The 18,536-nt window shown below is 45.9% G+C and carries 19 protein-coding genes; 17 read left to right on the top strand and 2 right to left on the bottom strand.

What is annotated here, in order from left to right:
* The first annotated feature begins 79 nt into the window (after positions 1–79).
* The 11 genes from NST23_RS26000 to NST23_RS25950 all read left to right on the top strand — a co-directional run bounded on the left by NST23_RS26000 (position 80) and on the right by NST23_RS25950 (position 13,397).
* Entirely contained in the window at positions 80–2,713 is a 2,634-nt protein-coding gene (locus NST23_RS26000) for an Ig-like domain-containing protein (RefSeq protein WP_173599019.1), read from the top strand.
* A gap of 811 nt (positions 2,714–3,524) precedes the next feature.
* Positions 3,525–4,118, top strand: a complete 594-nt coding sequence (locus NST23_RS25995; protein WP_173599018.1) for a hypothetical protein — start codon at positions 3,525–3,527, stop codon at positions 4,116–4,118.
* A 1,897-nt stretch (positions 4,119–6,015) separates the two neighbouring features.
* Positions 6,016–6,375 carry a hypothetical protein gene (locus NST23_RS25990; RefSeq protein WP_340964917.1) on the top strand — a complete coding sequence of 120 codons (360 nt, stop codon included), beginning with the start codon at positions 6,016–6,018 and terminating at the stop codon, positions 6,373–6,375.
* A 75-nt stretch (positions 6,376–6,450) separates the two neighbouring features.
* Positions 6,451–7,323, top strand: a complete 873-nt coding sequence (locus tag NST23_RS25985) for a GNAT family N-acetyltransferase (RefSeq protein ID WP_340964914.1) — start codon at positions 6,451–6,453, stop codon at positions 7,321–7,323.
* A 415-nt stretch (positions 7,324–7,738) separates the two neighbouring features.
* Positions 7,739–8,131 carry a hypothetical protein gene (locus NST23_RS25980; protein WP_340964912.1) on the top strand — a complete coding sequence of 131 codons (393 nt, stop codon included), beginning with the start codon at positions 7,739–7,741 and terminating at the stop codon, positions 8,129–8,131.
* A gap of 103 nt (positions 8,132–8,234) precedes the next feature.
* Positions 8,235–8,513, top strand: coding sequence for a transposase family protein (locus NST23_RS25975; RefSeq protein WP_173596385.1), 279 nt, complete (start codon positions 8,235–8,237; stop codon positions 8,511–8,513).
* A 277-nt stretch (positions 8,514–8,790) separates the two neighbouring features.
* Entirely contained in the window at positions 8,791–9,897 is a 1,107-nt protein-coding gene (locus NST23_RS25970) for a glycosyl hydrolase family 8 (protein ID WP_340964910.1), read from the top strand.
* Positions 9,898–9,933: 36 nt separating this feature from the next.
* Positions 9,934–10,809, top strand: coding sequence for a GGDEF domain-containing protein (locus NST23_RS25965; RefSeq protein ID WP_340964909.1), 876 nt, complete (start codon positions 9,934–9,936; stop codon positions 10,807–10,809).
* 170 nt (positions 10,810–10,979) lie between these two features.
* Positions 10,980–12,275 carry a glycosyltransferase family 2 protein gene (locus tag NST23_RS25960; protein ID WP_340964908.1) on the top strand — a complete coding sequence of 432 codons (1,296 nt, stop codon included), beginning with the start codon at positions 10,980–10,982 and terminating at the stop codon, positions 12,273–12,275.
* Between the two features lie 155 nt (positions 12,276–12,430).
* Positions 12,431–13,141: a YjjG family noncanonical pyrimidine nucleotidase gene (locus NST23_RS25955; protein WP_173596389.1), complete on the top strand. Its 711-nt coding sequence runs from the start codon at positions 12,431–12,433 to the stop codon at positions 13,139–13,141.
* Positions 13,142–13,229: 88 nt separating this feature from the next.
* A complete protein-coding gene (locus NST23_RS25950) occupies positions 13,230–13,397 on the top strand; it encodes an aspartyl-phosphate phosphatase Spo0E family protein (RefSeq protein ID WP_063230709.1) in 168 nt (55 codons plus the stop codon).
* Positions 13,398–13,518: 121 nt separating this feature from the next.
* On the opposite strand, the gene NST23_RS25945 is transcribed toward NST23_RS25950, so the two are convergent.
* The gene (locus NST23_RS25945; protein ID WP_340964904.1) at positions 13,519–14,580 is read right to left on the bottom strand and encodes a GerAB/ArcD/ProY family transporter; all 1,062 of its coding nucleotides are present in this window, start codon (positions 14,578–14,580) and stop codon (positions 13,519–13,521) included.
* Between NST23_RS25945 and NST23_RS25940 the strand changes: the two genes are divergently transcribed.
* From NST23_RS25940 to NST23_RS25930, 3 genes are all read left to right on the top strand, one after another.
* Positions 14,579–14,788: a hypothetical protein gene (locus tag NST23_RS25940; protein ID WP_340964902.1), complete on the top strand. Its 210-nt coding sequence runs from the start codon at positions 14,579–14,581 to the stop codon at positions 14,786–14,788. The two genes, NST23_RS25945 and NST23_RS25940, sit on opposite strands and share 2 nt — an antisense overlap.
* A gap of 155 nt (positions 14,789–14,943) precedes the next feature.
* The gene (locus NST23_RS25935; protein ID WP_173596389.1) at positions 14,944–15,654 is read left to right on the top strand and encodes a YjjG family noncanonical pyrimidine nucleotidase; all 711 of its coding nucleotides are present in this window, start codon (positions 14,944–14,946) and stop codon (positions 15,652–15,654) included.
* Between the two features lie 88 nt (positions 15,655–15,742).
* Positions 15,743–15,910, top strand: coding sequence for an aspartyl-phosphate phosphatase Spo0E family protein (locus NST23_RS25930; RefSeq protein ID WP_063230709.1), 168 nt, complete (start codon positions 15,743–15,745; stop codon positions 15,908–15,910).
* A 121-nt stretch (positions 15,911–16,031) separates the two neighbouring features.
* On the opposite strand, the gene NST23_RS25925 is transcribed toward NST23_RS25930, so the two are convergent.
* Positions 16,032–17,093, bottom strand: coding sequence for a GerAB/ArcD/ProY family transporter (locus tag NST23_RS25925; protein ID WP_340964904.1), 1,062 nt, complete (start codon positions 17,091–17,093; stop codon positions 16,032–16,034).
* On the opposite strand from NST23_RS25925, the gene NST23_RS25920 reads away from it, so the two are divergent.
* The 3 genes from NST23_RS25920 to NST23_RS25910 all read left to right on the top strand — a co-directional run bounded on the left by NST23_RS25920 (position 17,092) and on the right by NST23_RS25910 (position 18,423).
* On the top strand, positions 17,092–17,301 hold the full coding sequence (locus NST23_RS25920) for a hypothetical protein (protein WP_340964902.1): 210 nt from the start codon (positions 17,092–17,094) through the stop codon (positions 17,299–17,301). The two genes, NST23_RS25925 and NST23_RS25920, sit on opposite strands and share 2 nt — an antisense overlap.
* A gap of 155 nt (positions 17,302–17,456) precedes the next feature.
* Entirely contained in the window at positions 17,457–18,167 is a 711-nt protein-coding gene (locus tag NST23_RS25915; RefSeq protein ID WP_173596389.1) for a YjjG family noncanonical pyrimidine nucleotidase, read from the top strand.
* Positions 18,168–18,255: 88 nt separating this feature from the next.
* Positions 18,256–18,423: an aspartyl-phosphate phosphatase Spo0E family protein gene (locus NST23_RS25910; RefSeq protein WP_063230709.1), complete on the top strand. Its 168-nt coding sequence runs from the start codon at positions 18,256–18,258 to the stop codon at positions 18,421–18,423.
* Positions 18,424–18,536: the final 113 nt, after the last annotated feature.

The following is an 18,536-nucleotide window of genomic DNA, read 5'->3' as shown; positions in this document are numbered from 1 at the left end:
TAGAGGGGATTAGCCCCCTCTATGCTCTACATACCCTATATACAGAGAACTTCCTATCAAAAATACGGAGGGGTAGTACGTGAATAAAAAAGTTGTTCTTTCTGTTCTCGCGACCGCTGTAGTAGCTAGCATGGCTGCTTCCGCATTTGCCGCACCAAAACAAGGTCTGTACATCGGTGGAAATGTTAAGAAGTTCTACTCTACTAGCACTTTGCTGAACATGACCAAAGATGCTCGCACTGCTTACAAAAACGAGCTGAAAACTGCAGGTTTCCAAAACCTCGTTTTCGTAAACATCAAAGGTCAAGGCGCTACCATCAAAGAAATGATCGACCTGGGCACTAAAGTAGCTCTGGCTGATCCTTTGAAACAAAGCGATTTCCTTGATTCCTACGGTGTAGTACAAAACGACGGTACTGTTTCTGGTACTGAAGAGCCAGGTAAACATGTAGATCCTACGACTCCAACTGGAGATCTGAAAGTTGAGTCTGTGAGTGCTATTAACGCAAGCCAAATCGAAGTTAAATTTGGCAAACCAGTATCTGATAGTGCAACTGGATTTGGTGCAAAAAACCCAGCTAACTACCAGTTGACTGGTGCTAACCTTACAAGCATTGATCTTTCTGAAGACGGTAAAACTGCAACATTGAACATTACACCATTGACTTCTAAAACTTCTGTTGCTGTCACTGTGAAACAAATTGCTGATGCGTCCGATTCTACTAAGAAAACAGAACTTTATACAACTACTGTAGTAGTAGAAGACAAGACACCTCCAACAGTAACTGAAGTTGTATCTAAAACAAATGGTTCTACAGCTTCTACAGTAACAGTTAACTTCTCTGAGCCTGTAAAAGTTGGTGCAACTTTCAAAATTGATGGAGTTGTAGTTCCTAACCCTTCCATTCAATACACCAATGGAAACAAGACAGCTACATTTAGCGGGCTGACTCTTGACGCAACTAAGTCGCACACATTGGAAATTATCGGCTTGTTGGATACAGCTGATAACAACACCAATCCAAATCCATACACTAAATCGTTCACAGTTTCTGTAGATGCTACATTGCCTGCAGTTTCTACTGTAGAAGCATTGGGCGATAAAGCGATCTTGTTGACTTTCAGCAAGAAGATGGATGCTACCACTGTTAATATTACTAACATCAAGCTCAAAGATGAATTGCTTGCTGACGTTCAAACAACTGCAATTGGTGCATTGCCAGGTGACACTACTGGTACAAAATTTGTTCTTCCAATCGCTCCAACTGAAACACTTTACTCTGCATCTAAAACTAGCCGTAACCTGACTGTCTTGGTAACTGATGCTGTTGCGGATGCATTGGGTAACAAGCTTGCAACTACAACTAAACCTGTTACTCTGAACAAAGATGTTACAGCACCTTCAGTTTCTGCAGTTAGCTTCCTGAATGATGCTTCTGGAAACCTCGCTTCTTTGACTGTAGAATTTAATGAGGCATTGAAGGCTGGTACCTATACGTTGGCCGCTGCTAATTTGTCCGTAATTGACAAAGATGGCGTAGATGTAACTAGCACCTTTGTTGCTTACCTGGACCCTGCAACTGTAACTGCTGGTGGCAAAAAACTTGTGTTTAACATGAAAGCTGCTGCTACCCCTGCAAAATTCTTTAATCAGTACACATTCACATTCAAAGCAGGTCTTGTGAAAGATGCTGCTGAAACTGGTAACGATAGTGCTGCTTACACTAAAGTGATTGACTTTGGTGCGCAACCGGCTGGTGACTTCGTATTGACTGGTACTCCAGCTAGCTATAATGCTGCAACGGGTGTAATTACCATTCAATATGGTCGTGCAGTTAAAGGTGGCGCAGTTGCTGGTTCTGCCACAGACGGCAACAACTACACCTTGAATGGTGTGGCATTGAACAATGCTACAATTACATTGAAGGCTGACAAAACAGAAGCCTACATCACACTTCCAGCTGGTTCTATCCCTACTAGTGATACAGCTGCTGTTCTCCGCATCGCTGGCGTTCAAGATACTAGTGGTGTAACAATCACTCCATTCGTACAAACATTGAACGTAATTGATAATGCTGCTCCTGTGTTGGAGTCTGCTCGTGTTCTTGATAACAAGACAATTGAGCTTACTTTCAACGAAGCGTTGGCAACTGTAACCAATGCTCAAGTTGGAGATGAGTTTGTTATCTACGAAGGTACAACAGCTAAGGTTTTGGCAACTGGTGAATTGCAAGCCAACAATGTAAGCGGCTTTGCTAAAAAACTTAATGTTACTATTAACAAAACTTCTGGTGCTACCGGAGCGAACATCGGCAATGTATCTCCATCTGGCTCAGGAACTGGTGCTACTAGTGGAACCTTTAACGGAGGTACGGATACAAACTTTGTTGTTAGAGTTGCTACTGTAGATGGGGCTGGAGCTCCACTTACTGTAGAAGTATCTACTGATGGTGGAACTAATTACGGTGCTCCTGTAGCTTACACTCCAGGAATGTCAGTTGGTAATGGTGTAACGTTCACTATTACTGGTACCAACGCAGCAACGGATACATTTAGCTTTACTGCAACTGCAGCGGTTCCTGGAACTCCTGTGGTTCTGGATCTCTCAAAAGACCTCAGCATTAAAACTGTAGCTCCATCTACTGGAGTGGACGTTAAAGATTTGGCCACCAACGGCCAAAAAGGCGATGTAACTGTAACTGTTGCGAAGTAATCGAAGCGTTACTTTATAAGCTCTTTATACTAGAGTGAAAGAAGTGGAAAAAACCCCCTAATACAAAAGTGTATATAGGGGGTTTTTCTAACTATCTCATCAATTTGATAGGTGAAACTCCTATTCATGCTAACAGCTCAGTAATCATGTACCTAATCCTCCTGCATCCAGTGAGGCTCTACCATAGCTGAAGGGATGAAGTCAGGTGAAGTCGTACTCGAAAGAGGCGGGGTTCCATAAAAGATGACTATGGCTAGGAGACGAACCCATGGCGAGAGATTAGAAGGAGAACATGGCTGTCAATAAGCTAGCAGTTCGGCTCTGTTCCCTGCATCTGTAATAATGCAGTGGCAATCGGAATAATTCGGGCTGTTAAACCGATTGAACTTTCTAATATGTAGTGGGGGCCTAAGGTCATTAAAAATAGGGATAGATGAGATGGAACGCTTGAAGTTTCATATGGGGAGATGAGGTAGCATCAGTGAGCCATATGGGATGGCGGCGGGTTCGTAGTAGTGTTGATGGCTTGCCGGTTGAACTCGTAGTGGTAACACAAGCGAGGAGGATAAAACTAGCCGGAGCGAAGGAACTCAGTCGGTTATAAGTGGTAAGAACACCTAAGTCAGTGTAGACAGAGCAAAGAGTTGTTTCTACATTCTGCTCTGTCTGCCTTTTCATCATGTTTCTCTTGTAATCGATGGAACGCCGTGTGCGATGAAAGTCGCCCGCACGGTGTAGGCCTAGCCGAAAACCACATTTTTGAAAGTGGTTAGGTAGGAATAGCGTTACTGGTACAGGTGGCGGAGGTACGATGCCTCCAATAAACGTTCCACCAGTCGCGACTAACGTCTTTGTTTCAGGCATTACAGAGGTTGGTAAGACACTCTTTGGAAATTACGAATATTCTGATGCGAACAATGATCCTGAGGGAACTTCTATTTTCAAATGGTATGCGGATGGTGCAGCAATTCCCAGTGCAGATGGGAAAAGTATTGTTTTAACTTCAAGTGAGTTAGGTAAAACAATACAATTTGAGGTAACACCAGTAGCATTGACTGGAATTCGCAATGGAACACCTGTGAATAGTACATCAAGCTCTGTTATCGTCAATCCAAATAATGCACCTACAGTGACTGATGTAAAGATTACAGGCACCCCACAAGTTGGTCAAACTTTGACAGGCGGCTACACATACAATGATGTCAACGCTGACCCTGAAGGTGTATCTACCTTCAAATGGTACGCAGATGATGTTGTAATTCCAGGTGCTACAGCAATTGCTTACACATTGACTCCTGGCGAGCTAAACAAAAAAATTCGCTTTGAAGTCACTCCAGTAGCACTGACAGGCACGCTAACTGGTCAAGCAGTAAAAAGTGCAGAAACACTTGCAGTAACCCCTTAAAAAAATTACGAAACGTTACTTCATAAGCTCTCAAATGAGAGTGAAAGAAGTGGATTGGCTCTCGTTTGACGGCGAGAACAACTCTAACTGCCTTATTCAATTGATTGGTGCAATTCCAATCCATGAGAAACAGCCAAAACTCTCATGTGCCTAATCCTCCTGCAAAGGTGATTAACCTAACCCGTTAATACCTATGAAGTCAGGTGAAGTCGTACTTGCGATAACTGCGCAAGGCGGGGCTCCTTAAAAGTTGGCTATGGTCAGGTGACGAATCCATGGTGACCCAATACGAGATAGCTGTTGCTAGGTAAAACAAGCGCTAGGGGTTTGGCAACAGTCGCTGTACGTGTGATCGTGCAGACGAGACAGGAACAATTTGGGCTGTTAAACCTGTTTTTCTCGGATTGTATAGTGGAGACCTAAGGTCAGCAAAACAAGGGATAGACAAGGTGGAACGTTTGAAGTCTTGCCGGAAGAGGTGGGTTGGCACCTAAGAGGCCGGGAAGATGGCGGCGGGTTTGTAGTAGCGTCGATGGTCTGCCGTTTGAACTCGTAGTGGTAACACAGGCGAGGAGGAGAAAACTGACCGGAGCGAAGGAACCCAGTCAGCGGATAAGAAGGATGGAAAACTTACAACGGGCATTGTAATGTTTTCACAAAACCGATGACAATTGAAAACCAACCAAAGGGATTGCGGATAGAGTTATAGCTGCAGTCCTATTTGTTTTTTTCAGGGTCCTAATTGATTGAGGGAACGCCGCGAACAATGAAAAACGCCTACACCGTGTAGGCTCGATTTGAAAATCCATGCGGGTATAAGACAAGAATAGCGACACAGTACCACCGAATGATCTTAGAGTGCAGCTTTAACCGCCGCCGTTCAAAAGCTAACAACAGTGGCAATGCTGACGATTGCCGACAGCGTTGCGCGGTTAGTCGAGGAATCAATCATTACAAAGCATTTGTCAATGTAGATACCCCTCTAGGCACAAATTCTTCGCCAGATAAGTATCAAAAAGCAATCCCTCCAGAAGAACAAGACATCGGCCTGCCCAACCTAATGAATGGCGGAGTTACGCCTGTTGATGGGCACAGTGTACATTGCTTATGATGCCGCCCCAATAACGCTTCTACTTCAAGTGGAGATGGCAGCACAGCGGTTACATGGGACTTAACCCCACCAAATCAACCAACAAGTTTTCCTCTAGTGGATAATCCGGATTCCGACACGATGACGCATGCTTGAAATGAGCAGTCAAGTGAAAGTGATGTAGACAACTTTGAAGTGTACCTTAATAAAGGTTCGAAGCATCCTCAACAACATTGGGTCACGCGAACATTTGCCTCAAAACTTATAAAGGCAACAATTTGCTGAGAGGTAAAGCAAAGATTTTAGACAAGCTATAGACAAGCTAAATGCTGCAGATGGGAATACGGTGCATATCACTGTACACGCTGTTGACCAACTCGGTAACAAGTCTGACGGAGCAAAAGCAAGCACGACTTTATTCTTTAACGAGTACAGAAATGTGCCATAACAAAAGAAAAAGTTCCTTCAGCCCAAGGAAACGTTAAACAAAGTGACACCTTTCCTTATGTAGAGGCATCTTTTTTACAGGAAATTAGCGGTATTCCTTATCGAGATTCCCTTCGAGGATAATCCATTTTTTTCAATAGTTAAATTGTCACAATTTTATTGAAAATAACCGGGTTTTATGCAACAATTTAAATTGCCCATTGTAAAATAGTACATACCCTTACCGTTGATAGTACGCCGTGTGCGATGAAAGTTGCTTGCACGGTGTAGGCTTGACGAAATCCTTGATCTGAAAGGATAGTCAAGAATAGCTCGAGCTTAAACATTGTTAATGGTTCTTTTCATGTTGAAGTTAATACGGTGAAGTCTGACAACACGGATTTGGTTGTATTGAGAGACTCGAACAATAATCCAAGCAGCTCAGGAACTGGAAAAAATGTTAGCAATCTCATCACCGTTACGAACAACTCCAATGCTGTACAATATGAATATGACCCTGTAACCGATAGCTTCAAAGTAAAACAATCCGGAACAGAAGTTGGCAGTGTCACATTCACCAAAGTAGATGGGATGTTTGACTTCAGCGAAGGTGCTTTCATCGACCCTCAGGCATCGATGACTAATGGTTCAGTTGGTCATCTCAAAGCAACACTGAAAGATGCTCAAGATGTAGAAGTAGGAAATGTCACTGTAGACGTTAATTGCTTTTTGATACCTTAAAATCCAATGGCCAGACTGGAAGTAGTCTGGCTCTTTCTTATGATTTAATGAGGAAGCTTGAAATGGAGGGCGTGGATGAAATTTACCCTGGACGACATAAGAAACGATTTGGAGCTGTACGGGAGATTGATGCGGCCGGAGCATGTATACCTGGTAAGCCAAACGCAAGGTGAACACATTGGCATAGGTGTCCGGGAGTCATCCACCCCCATTGCGTATATGGTGGTTCGAATATCGCGTGAACAGTCTCAGGCTTCGATTATCGCTCTAGAGGTAGAGAAAAGTTACAGTGGGTACGGGCTTGAGACAATTTTGCTGCAATTTCTGGAGGGCAAGCTTAAAGAGCAAAGCTACCATTATCTCACTTACGACATCGTTGTACAGGAATCAGAGAATGCTGCCAGGGAGTTTTTGCAGCCGGAGGATGGCTGGGATAGCGGGCAAGTTTTATCTACCGTGTATATCGCAGACATGGAGGAATTGAAATCTGCCAAATGGATGAATACGATACGTGCTCCCCTGCATTTTCGTACATTCAGTTGGGCGGAACTGACTGAAGAAAAGCTGGTTTCCATTCAAGAAGGGTGTAATCGGTGGTATCCGGAGAAATTCTCCCCTTGGCAGGAAGGCTACGACATTGACCATCAACTTAGTGTCGCTCTCCAATACAAAGGAGAGATAATCGGTTGGCTGATGGTCAAGCGGGCAGCCAGCAACATGGCTCTCTTTAAAAGTCTGTTTGTTCGAGAGGAATTTACCAGACTGGGCCGAGCTGGCGTGGTTCTCGTCGAAGGCTTGAAAAAAGTATTGGAGAATCAGGAGATACGATACGCGATGTTTGTTGTGGAAAAAGACAATGCGGCGATGCTGCAAATGGTCAGAAAGCATTTTACTCCTTTTATCATTCGGCGAAAGAAGCTCATTTCGTTTAAGAAGAGCATTTTGTAGGCTGGATTTTTCAATCACATGCTCAAGTTTGTTTCGTCTGTTATGTAAATCAGGAACGAAAGTGGAAGTAAAACAGGATGGTTTAAAGAAGGTTGTAAAAATCAAAAACGGTGGCAGCACCAAATCTAGCTCTGTCTCTCTATCGGAGATGCAGGGCTTTTTGTTATGTAAAAAGCGAGTGCAGCAGTTAGTGGCCGAGCCGCTGAAAGACACTCGATATGGGGATTTTTCGTTAGGAGGGACTGTATAGGCGATTTGTTCAGTGTTTGTTCAGTGCAAATAAATATACTGAACATGCCCGTTGTACATTTTCACCTTCTTTATTTGTTGATGACACGCCGTATGCGATGAAAGTCGCCTGTGCGGTGTAGGCTCGCTATAATCCGAAGAGTTGCAGGGATAAGGCGAGAATAGCGTGAAAGAAATGGAGTGGAATGCAAGACAAGTGGTGGCAGGTGAGGTTAAGGCTGGTGGCAGGACTGAAATGAACAAGCTGGATTTTGCCAAAACGAGTGCGATGAACGACGGAAGCGTTACGGTTATTTTTGATGATGGCAGCATTCAGCAAAGCAAGAAATGGGCTCGGCAAGCATTTTCCGGCATGGGTTGCACGAAGAGTGAGTTTGGTTCTTCTAGCGGCAAAAGCGCGTTAATGCTCACCGTTTCGGACGAACTGTATGTTAGTGAGCGGTTGAATGCCAAGGCCGATGGAAGACGGGCAACAGATGGATCAAATTATAGACTCACACACAAAGCAGAAGACCGTTCGTTTTATAGAACGGTTTTTTTGTATGGCGTTACATTTTAGGCAAAAGGCAGATGCCTGTTTAGAATTTGTTCAGTTGCCCCTGATACAATAAAAAAGCCGTACCTGCCACAGGACATGTCCAAAGTTCTGGGAGGTGAGTGTGATGAAACCTGTATGGAATTTCTTTATTATCCCTGTTATCAAATGCAATGGGTGCGGACATGAAAAGCTGCATAAAACCGATCATAAAGACCAGATGTTCAAAGACATGATTGATGGTCAGGTTATCGAGATCGAAGTGAGGCGACAACGATATCGGTGTCCGATGTGTGGAAGCAAGGAATGGGACAAAGTCGTCGGGGCATCCTCTTATTCGAAAAAAAGCAAGCGGCTGATCGACTGGGAGAAACAGCGCGTGAAGGCGCAACAGAAGCGAGAGTAATGGCTGCTCACGCTCAATAGGCAAGTCTGTCGGAAAGCTGACAGGCTTTTTTTCCGTAAAAAACGTTTCGAGGTTGTTCATGAGCAGGGATGTGACTGCTTTTGACCAATCAAATGGCCATGATTATTTCAAATGGAAACATCTTCTATATTACTTTTTACAATATAAATAGACGGCCAAAAACCAATATACTATACTGAATAACAAATAACATAATTAGTAAATAAAAGTAAATTAAACGAAATAATCCTTTCTATTGGACAGGAATGATGCCAGCTTGCACAATGCTTTGCTTACGAACAAGAAAAAGCTGTTAGTTACCGGCTTGTCCATTCTGACGGTGTCTTCCCTTACTTATTTGGCCGTGTTTGCAGAGCGGCTTTCGCCTGTTTCCCCGACAGAGACGTTTATCCGGCAATACATGACGAATCCGAATGGCACGTTGGCTACTTATTTGCAGGAAGCCCGTTCCACGAATGAAGACATAGCGGCAGGCAGAGAAGCGCTGTCTGAGTCCCTCGGCATATGGATGCAATATGCGTGGGTGAAAGGTGACCGGCAATTGTTTGCCGACAGTTTTCGGTTGTTACGGACCTTTTTTCTGACTCCACAAAACCGAATTTACTGGAAGCTGTCGCCGGACGGGCAGCCGCATGTGACGACAAATGCTCTCGGGGATGATCTGCGAATTGTCGATGCGCTCTGGAAGGCGGCTGACAGTTGGGAAAATGAGGAATACGCAAAAGCGGCAGAAGCGGTAACACAATCGTTATTCGCTTCGTCCATACAACATGGATGTCTCGTCGACTTTTATGACTTCGCAAAAAAGGAGTCTCCGCAGACACTCAGCCTCGTTTACGTCGACATGTCCGCCCTGAAAAGGATGGCGGATCACAACAAAATAGATGCGAATGTGTACCAGCGCTACCGTGATCTGTTAATGAACATGCCGAACGACGGAATATTTTACCCTAAAATATTCCACATCGAGAATCAAATGTACAGCTATGCTGACTCGGTGAATCTCATTGATCAACTGATTGTAGCGATAAATCTGGCAGAGGCCGGGCGTACGCCTCGGGAGCTGGTTGTTTTTTTGAAAAAGGAGTTCGCGCAGCAGCACCAATTGCCGGGGCGCTACGACCGGGCTAGTCGCACAGCAGCTGTGTCCTATGAATCTCCTGCCGTTTACGGATTGGCAATCTTGCTGGCTCTGAAGCTGGATGATCCGCAATGGGCAAATCAACTGCAAGCCAGAATGGTGCAGCTGCGCAGTAATGACTCCCGCTTTTTGGGCGGCTATGTTTTTCAGGAAGATACGCATGCCTTCGATAATTTGGTGCCGCTTTTGGCCGAGGAGGCGCTGCGAACGTATAAGGACTGATGAGAAAACCGAATAAGCAATGAGAGGAGCTGAATTATGAACAACAATTCTCCGACACGCAAGATGGAGATAGGGTACGGCATCTTGCTCCTGCTTACGGTGCTTCAGGAAGCGCTGGTTTATGTCCATGTCTACATAGATCAGTCGTTTGCGATGGTTGAGTTTGTTTTGAGCATGGCTATTTTGCTGGCGCTCCTGCTCGGTTATGTGCTGCCGATGGGGGTATCGGTCGTTTTGGTGTTTGTTTACTTGGTCAGCTATGTTGTTTGGCTGGCTACGTATGCCAATACGAGTGTTATTGTGTACGCCTGGTTGCTGGTCATGCCCGCGAACGTGCTGATTGCAGGGTTTATCAAAACGTACTTGCTGCGCAGCAAGCGACTCGTGGAACGGTTGGAAGAACTGAAAGAAATCAACCCGGTCATTGATCTCGATACGGCACTGGGCAACAAAATGGCCTTTGCGGAAACGATGCTCAGACAGTCAAATCTGGCAAAACGTTATGAGGGGAAATACAGCTTTTGCCTGGCGATGTTCAAAATCGAGTTTTTGCCGTTCGTACAAGAATCTCTTGGCTCAGAGGGGTATTCGCGGCTTTTGCTGGAATTGTCCCAGACGATTCAAAAGCAACTCCGCTTCGAAGATTACAAGTTTTCGCTCGATGAAGGACGGTTTGTCGTGCTGCTGCCGATGACGGACAAGGATTATTTGCGGCAACTGACGGAACGAATTAAACACGCCATGATGGACAAGGATTTTCCGGACAAAAAAGGACGACAGTTGAAGCTGGTCATTCGCTCGGGAGCGCTTGTTTTTCAAAAGGAACAATTCAATCAATATGAGCAAATCGACAGCGTCATAGCGGCGCTTGAACGAAATGCGGAACTTGATCTGATCGGAGAGTACGTGTAAGCCGATATGGCCTGGAAAAGGGAGGGGGCTTCTTATGTCATACACCAGCTGGTTTATCCCCTTGTGCATTGCGATCAGTATGATCTTCGCCGTTACGATTGTTTTTCTGACGATCGCCACGTTGGTTTTTCGTGACAGAGTGAGCAAAAAATACGATCGGAGGAAAATCAGTGGCTGAGTGGCTCTTGTTGCTCGCAATTATCAGTATTTGGGTCGCGGTGTTTGAATCTGCGTTGATTATGGCTGGAGCCATACGCTTTGTGTCCAGACAGAGCAAAGAGGAATTGGTGATTCCGACGGAGATGGACGCTTTTCCAGCCGTGACGATACTCGTTCCGGCCCACAATGAGGAGCTGGTCATCGCCGCGACAGTCGAGCACATTTTACGGCTGAACTATCCGGCGGACAAGCTGCAAGTGATCGTCATTGCCGACAATTGCACAGACCAAACGGCGCAAATCGTGCGGGCGGTACATGGCAAACCAGAGTTCTCGCAGCGCAACCTGACTGTTCTGGAACGAACCGGGAAGGGAGGGAAATCGGGAGCGTTGAATGACGCTTTCAAACTCGCTACCGGGGAATGGATTTGCGTGTATGATGCCGACGCCGCACCAGAGAAAAACGCGCTGGCTTTTCTGATCCAAAAAGCGCTGGAGCAGCCGGAGCGGTACGGGGCGGTTTTTGGACGGAACAAGGCTCGGAATCGCGACCAAACTCTACTCACCCAATTCATCAATCTGGAACTGGTGACCATGCATCGTGTTTATCATACGGGGCTATGGGAGCTGTTTCAGTTGGGGTCTATTCCGGGAACGAACTTTATCGTCAAAAGCTCGCTGATCGCGGAGTTGGGCGGATGGGACGAGCAGTCCCTTACGGAGGATACGGCGATTTCTTTTGAAATATTAAAGCGGGGCCAGCTGATTGCTCTCGCACCGCAGGCGGAGGCGTACCAGCAGGAGCCGGAAAAGCTTGACGTCTACATGAAGCAGCGTCAACGCTGGGCGATGGGGAACTACCACACAGTTATCGGGAACATCTCGCATTTATTTGACAGCACGAGCTGGCGCATCAAGCTGAAGGTGCTGTATTATGCAGCGAGCTACTTTTGGTTTATGGTGGCGATTGTTGTTTCCGACATCATTTTTGTGACGAACCTCGTATACAAGGTGATCTCCTGGTTTCATCCCGAGGTCGTGTCTCCCTTCCAGTTTTCCGAGGATATCTACGTCTACTTGGTCGTGGCTTGGGCGCTGATGTACTCCATGTATGTGCTGCAAATCAATCTGGCTCTGGCTACCGATATCGGTCAAAGCACGACGAGAAACTTCGTCTTGTCTTGCCTCTCGTATTTTACGTATGCGCAGCTGTTCATCGTCATCTCGGTGCAAGCATTTTGGGGACTGCTGGCTGATAAAGTGACAAAAAGAAAGAGAAGATGGTACAAGACGCAACGCTTTACCTGATGGGCTGTGCAAGAGGAGACTCTTTTACTTTTCTTCCGTACTCTTCCAGATGATAGGCAGTTCCTTATGTCAAATCTGTTATAATAAGATGATAGATTGATTGATGAAAAAAGAAACGACTGGTGCCGAGCCGGAAGAGACGGGTGGAGAGAACTGTGAAATACGAAGTGATTTTCTTTGATGTGGACGATACGTTGATCGATTTTGGCATTTCGGAAAAAAATGCGATGGATAAAGCTTTCCACCGTTTTGGAATGCCCGAAGGCTGGCTTGCCTACCAAGCAACGTACAGTGAAATCAACAAAAGACTGTGGCTGGAGCTGGAACAAGGAATCGTGTCACTGGACGAGCTTGGAGTGGAGCGGTTCAGCCGTCTGTTTTCAGCGCATGAGCTGTCCTATGATGCTGTTGCTTTCAACGAAGAGTTTTTGGCCAATCTGGCACAGGAAACGCCGCTGATTCAAGGAGCGCAGGAAGTATGCAGCAGTTTGGCGGGATGCCGCCTGGCTATCATTTCAAACGGCTTTGCCGAAGTGCAGAAAGCGAGAATCGCAGCATCGCCTCTTCGCCATGCTTTCGAACAGTTGATTATTTCCCAAGAGGCCGGGTTTCAGAAACCGGATGCGCGAATTTTTGACTATGCATTTTCCAAACTGCAAGTGACAGACAAGTCGAAAGCTTTGATCGTAGGAGATTCGCTTACTTCCGATATTCGAGGCGGACACAACTACGGGATCGATACATGCTGGTTCAATCCGCAAGGCAAGGAAAATCGGTTGGACATCGAGCCTACGTACGAGATTCGCGATCTGACTCATTTGCTTGAGCTTGTCAGACTGACAGCGGATGAGCGGCTGCCTATATAAGAATATATAATTTCCCTTATATTTCCTGTCTATCGAATGATATAATAATCCTAGGACTTATGATCTAACTGTTTCTGGAGGAATTAGCATGGATCAACCAACTGATCTGTTGCATCGTATCGAGAGCATGCGTAAAGAGTTATCCGAACTTGTTTTGGAAAAAGGAAGCTTTCTGCATCCGACTGTGATCGATATGTCGCAAAAATTGGATGAGTATATCGTCAAATACCAAAAATGCCTCCAGTTACACACATAAATGAGCAAAAAATTATCCACAACCTGTGGATAAACCTGTTATTAATTGACTGAATAATAAAACTATACAAACCGAGCCGCATAACCTGAGGCTGGCTTTTGCTCAAAGTCGCGCTCTGTTGTTATGCGGCTGACTTCATTCGTTGCGGCTTGTTTCGCAGTTTGGCAATCAGCAAGAGAAGCAGCGGCAACAGAATTTGCATGAAAAAGCCGTAGTAAGGAAGCGAAGTTTCGTCGAGATAGTTAAAAACAATCATGTTGGGGATACCCCAAAAACTGAACAGCACGATCAAAAAGCCGATTGGCCATACGAGCGGTCGATAGTCAGTTACTTCCATCAGCTGTGCACTGCCGAGGACGATGACGTAGAAAAATACCGATATTTTGACAAAAGCGCCCAGCACCCAGACTGCCATCACCACAGACTCCAGATTTTCGAAAAAATCGGCAATACTGACGTAGCGCGAAGCAATCATTAAAGGGTAGAGCATGCTGGAAACATCGCTGCCAAACAAGAACAGGGAAAACAAATTGGTGGCAATCATCGTGATGGTTACAGCCAGCACGGAAAGCATTCCCCACTTTCGGCCTTTGCTGCTGTCGGCTAACAACGGAAAGAGAAAAGCCGTCAGCCAAAACTCGCCAAGCCAGATGTGCGGAACAACAGCTCCTTTCAGCGAAGGGACAATGCCGTTTTCCAGTACCGGAAAAAAGTTTTGCCAATCCAGATCAGGCAGCAGCAAAAGGACCATGAGGCATAAGGGAAGTACGAACAGCGGCATGAACAACAGGGCTGCCCGGCCAATTACTTCAATGCCGCCGCGAACAGCAAAGACACAGACCAAAATCATGCTTGCGATGACGACGACGATCGGAGTGTTGAACAGAAAAGCGCCGACGACAAACTCGGCGTAGTTTCTGACGATTTGCCCCGTCCACATCAAGTAGAGGAAGCAGTAGAGCAAGCCGATCAGTTTTCCGGGAATCAACCCGACGATTTGGCAGCTGTACTCGATCAGCGTTTGCTGCGGGTAATACTGATGAAGCCGATGGGAGACGTAAACCGTCAGAAAACCGGCGAACGATGCCCAAATGGGAGACAGCCACAGATCGTTATGGGCGTAGGTAGCCATCGTTGCCGGCAAGGACAGGATGGCTGTGGCGATAATCGTGGGGTACATCATGACGCCCATCTGGAAAGCCGATATTTTGCCTTTTTCAAGCATAGATGATCACCTCTGGCAGATCACACGCGCCGCCGTTTATTTTTTCATCAAATTTACGTATGCGCAGCTGTTCATCGTCATCTCGGTGCAAGCATTTTGGGGACTGCTGGCTGATAAAGTGACAAAAAGAAAGAGAAGATGGTACAAGACGCAACGCTTTACCTGATGGGCTGTGCAAGAGGAGACTCTTTTACTTTTCTTCCGTACTCTTCCAGATGATAGGCAGTTCCTTATGTCAAATCTGTTATAATAAGATGATAGATTGATTGATGAAAAAAGAAACGACTGGTGCCGAGCCGGAAGAGACGGGTGGAGAGAACTGTGAAATACGAAGTGATTTTCTTTGATGTGGACGATACGTTGATCGATTTTGGCATTTCGGAAAAAAATGCGATGGATAAAGCTTTCCACCGTTTTGGAATGCCCGAAGGCTGGCTTGCCTACCAAGCAACGTACAGTGAAATCAACAAAAGACTGTGGCTGGAGCTGGAACAAGGAATCGTGTCACTGGACGAGCTTGGAGTGGAGCGGTTCAGCCGTCTGTTTTCAGCGCATGAGCTGTCCTATGATGCTGTTGCTTTCAACGAAGAGTTTTTGGCCAATCTGGCACAGGAAACGCCGCTGATTCAAGGAGCGCAGGAAGTATGCAGCAGTTTGGCGGGATGCCGCCTGGCTATCATTTCAAACGGCTTTGCCGAAGTGCAGAAAGCGAGAATCGCAGCATCGCCTCTTCGCCATGCTTTCGAACAGTTGATTATTTCCCAAGAGGCCGGGTTTCAGAAACCGGATGCGCGAATTTTTGACTATGCATTTTCCAAACTGCAAGTGACAGACAAGTCGAAAGCTTTGATCGTAGGAGATTCGCTTACTTCCGATATTCGAGGCGGACACAACTACGGGATCGATACATGCTGGTTCAATCCGCAAGGCAAGGAAAATCGGTTGGACATCGAGCCTACGTACGAGATTCGCGATCTGACTCATTTGCTTGAGCTTGTCAGACTGACAGCGGATGAGCGGCTGCCTATATAAGAATATATAATTTCCCTTATATTTCCTGTCTATCGAATGATATAATAATCCTAGGACTTATGATCTAACTGTTTCTGGAGGAATTAGCATGGATCAACCAACTGATCTGTTGCATCGTATCGAGAGCATGCGTAAAGAGTTATCCGAACTTGTTTTGGAAAAAGGAAGCTTTCTGCATCCGACTGTGATCGATATGTCGCAAAAATTGGATGAGTATATCGTCAAATACCAAAAATGCCTCCAGTTACACACATAAATGAGCAAAAAATTATCCACAACCTGTGGATAAACCTGTTATTAATTGACTGAATAATAAAACTATACAAACCGAGCCGCATAACCTGAGGCTGGCTTTTGCTCAAAGTCGCGCTCTGTTGTTATGCGGCTGACTTCATTCGTTGCGGCTTGTTTCGCAGTTTGGCAATCAGCAAGAGAAGCAGCGGCAACAGAATTTGCATGAAAAAGCCGTAGTAAGGAAGCGAAGTTTCGTCGAGATAGTTAAAAACAATCATGTTGGGGATACCCCAAAAACTGAACAGCACGATCAAAAAGCCGATTGGCCATACGAGCGGTCGATAGTCAGTTACTTCCATCAGCTGTGCACTGCCGAGGACGATGACGTAGAAAAATACCGATATTTTGACAAAAGCGCCCAGCACCCAGACTGCCATCACCACAGACTCCAGATTTTCGAAAAAATCGGCAATACTGACGTAGCGCGAAGCAATCATTAAAGGGTAGAGCATGCTGGAAACATCGCTGCCAAACAAGAACAGGGAAAACAAATTGGTGGCAATCATCGTGATGGTTACAGCCAGCACGGAAAGCATTCCCCACTTTCGGCCTTTGCTGCTGTCGGCTAACAACGGAAAGAGAAAAGCCGTCAGCCAAAACTCGCCAAGCCAGATGTGCGGAACAACAGCTCCTTTCAGCGAAGGGACAATGCCGTTTTCCAGTACCGGAAAAAAGTTTTGCCAATCCAGATCAGGCAGCAGCAAAAGGACCATGAGGCATAAGGGAAGTACGAACAGCGGCATGAACAACAGGGCTGCCCGGCCAATTACTTCAATGCCGCCGCGAACAGCAAAGACACAGACCAAAATCATGCTTGCGATGACGACGACGATCGGAGTGTTGAACAGAAAAGCGCCGACGACAAACTCGGCGTAGTTTCTGACGATTTGCCCCGTCCACATCAAGTAGAGGAAGCAGTAGAGCAAGCCGATCAGTTTTCCGGGAATCAACCCGACGATTTGGCAGCTGTACTCGATCAGCGTTTGCTGCGGGTAATACTGATGAAGCCGATGGGAGACGTAAACCGTCAGAAAACCGGCGAACGATGCCCAAATGGGAGACAGCCACAGATCGTTATGGGCGTAGGTAGCCATCGTTGCCGGCAAGGACAGGATGGCTGTGGCGATAATCGTGGGGTACATCATGACGCCCATCTGGAAAGCCGATATTTTGCCTTTTTCAAGCATAGATGATCACCTCTGGCAGATCACACGCGCCGCCGTTTATTTTTTCATCAAATTTACGTATGCGCAGCTGTTCATCGTCATCTCGGTGCAAGCATTTTGGGGACTGCTGGCTGATAAAGTGACAAAAAGAAAGAGAAGATGGTACAAGACGCAACGCTTTACCTGATGGGCTGTGCAAGAGGAGACTCTTTTACTTTTCTTCCGTACTCTTCCAGATGATAGGCAGTTCCTTATGTCAAATCTGTTATAATAAGATGATAGATTGATTGATGAAAAAAGAAACGACTGGTGCCGAGCCGGAAGAGACGGGTGGAGAGAACTGTGAAATACGAAGTGATTTTCTTTGATGTGGACGATACGTTGATCGATTTTGGCATTTCGGAAAAAAATGCGATGGATAAAGCTTTCCACCGTTTTGGAATGCCCGAAGGCTGGCTTGCCTACCAAGCAACGTACAGTGAAATCAACAAAAGACTGTGGCTGGAGCTGGAACAAGGAATCGTGTCACTGGACGAGCTTGGAGTGGAGCGGTTCAGCCGTCTGTTTTCAGCGCATGAGCTGTCCTATGATGCTGTTGCTTTCAACGAAGAGTTTTTGGCCAATCTGGCACAGGAAACGCCGCTGATTCAAGGAGCGCAGGAAGTATGCAGCAGTTTGGCGGGATGCCGCCTGGCTATCATTTCAAACGGCTTTGCCGAAGTGCAGAAAGCGAGAATCGCAGCATCGCCTCTTCGCCATGCTTTCGAACAGTTGATTATTTCCCAAGAGGCCGGGTTTCAGAAACCGGATGCGCGAATTTTTGACTATGCATTTTCCAAACTGCAAGTGACAGACAAGTCGAAAGCTTTGATCGTAGGAGATTCGCTTACTTCCGATATTCGAGGCGGACACAACTACGGGATCGATACATGCTGGTTCAATCCGCAAGGCAAGGAAAATCGGTTGGACATCGAGCCTACGTACGAGATTCGCGATCTGACTCATTTGCTTGAGCTTGTCAGACTGACAGCGGATGAGCGGCTGCCTATATAAGAATATATAATTTCCCTTATATTTCCTGTCTATCGAATGATATAATAATCCTAGGACTTATGATCTAACTGTTTCTGGAGGAATTAGCATGGATCAACCAACTGATCTGTTGCATCGTATCGAGAGCATGCGTAAAGAGTTATCCGAACTTGTTTTGGAAAAAGGAAGCTTTCTGCATCCGACTGTGATCGATATGTCGCAAAAATTGGATGAGTATATCGTCAAATACCAAAAATGCCTCCAGTTACACACATAAATGAGCAAAAAATTATCCACAACCTGTGGATAAACCTGTTATTAATTGACTGAATAATAAAACTATACAAACCGAGCCGCATAACCTGAGGCTGGCTTTTGCTCAAAGTCGCG

The organism is Brevibacillus sp. FSL K6-0770 (genome assembly GCF_038000275.1).
Taxonomy (GTDB): Bacteria; Bacillota; Bacilli; order Brevibacillales; family Brevibacillaceae; genus Brevibacillus; species Brevibacillus parabrevis.
This window is presented reverse-complemented; position numbering and strand designations above follow the sequence as displayed.

Bases quoted from the DNA above. Each gene is read 5' to 3' on its own strand.
- NST23_RS25925 (WP_340964904.1), bottom strand. From the start codon at position 17,093: ATGATGTACCCCACGATTATCGCCACAGCCATCCTGTCCTTGCCGGCA.
- NST23_RS25910 (WP_063230709.1), top strand. From the start codon at position 18,256: ATGGATCAACCAACTGATCTGTTGCATCGTATCGAGAGCATGCGTAAA.
- NST23_RS25975 (WP_173596385.1), top strand. From the start codon at position 8,235: ATGAAACCTGTATGGAATTTCTTTATTATCCCTGTTATCAAATGCAAT.
- NST23_RS25945 (WP_340964904.1), bottom strand. From the start codon at position 14,580: ATGATGTACCCCACGATTATCGCCACAGCCATCCTGTCCTTGCCGGCA.
- NST23_RS25920 (WP_340964902.1), top strand. From the start codon at position 17,092: ATGACGCCCATCTGGAAAGCCGATATTTTGCCTTTTTCAAGCATAGAT.
- NST23_RS25930 (WP_063230709.1), top strand. From the start codon at position 15,743: ATGGATCAACCAACTGATCTGTTGCATCGTATCGAGAGCATGCGTAAA.
- NST23_RS25950 (WP_063230709.1), top strand. From the start codon at position 13,230: ATGGATCAACCAACTGATCTGTTGCATCGTATCGAGAGCATGCGTAAA.
- NST23_RS25985 (WP_340964914.1), top strand. From the start codon at position 6,451: ATGAAATTTACCCTGGACGACATAAGAAACGATTTGGAGCTGTACGGG.
- NST23_RS25940 (WP_340964902.1), top strand. From the start codon at position 14,579: ATGACGCCCATCTGGAAAGCCGATATTTTGCCTTTTTCAAGCATAGAT.
- NST23_RS25995 (WP_173599018.1), top strand. From the start codon at position 3,525: ATGCCTCCAATAAACGTTCCACCAGTCGCGACTAACGTCTTTGTTTCA.
- NST23_RS25965 (WP_340964909.1), top strand. From the start codon at position 9,934: ATGAACAACAATTCTCCGACACGCAAGATGGAGATAGGGTACGGCATC.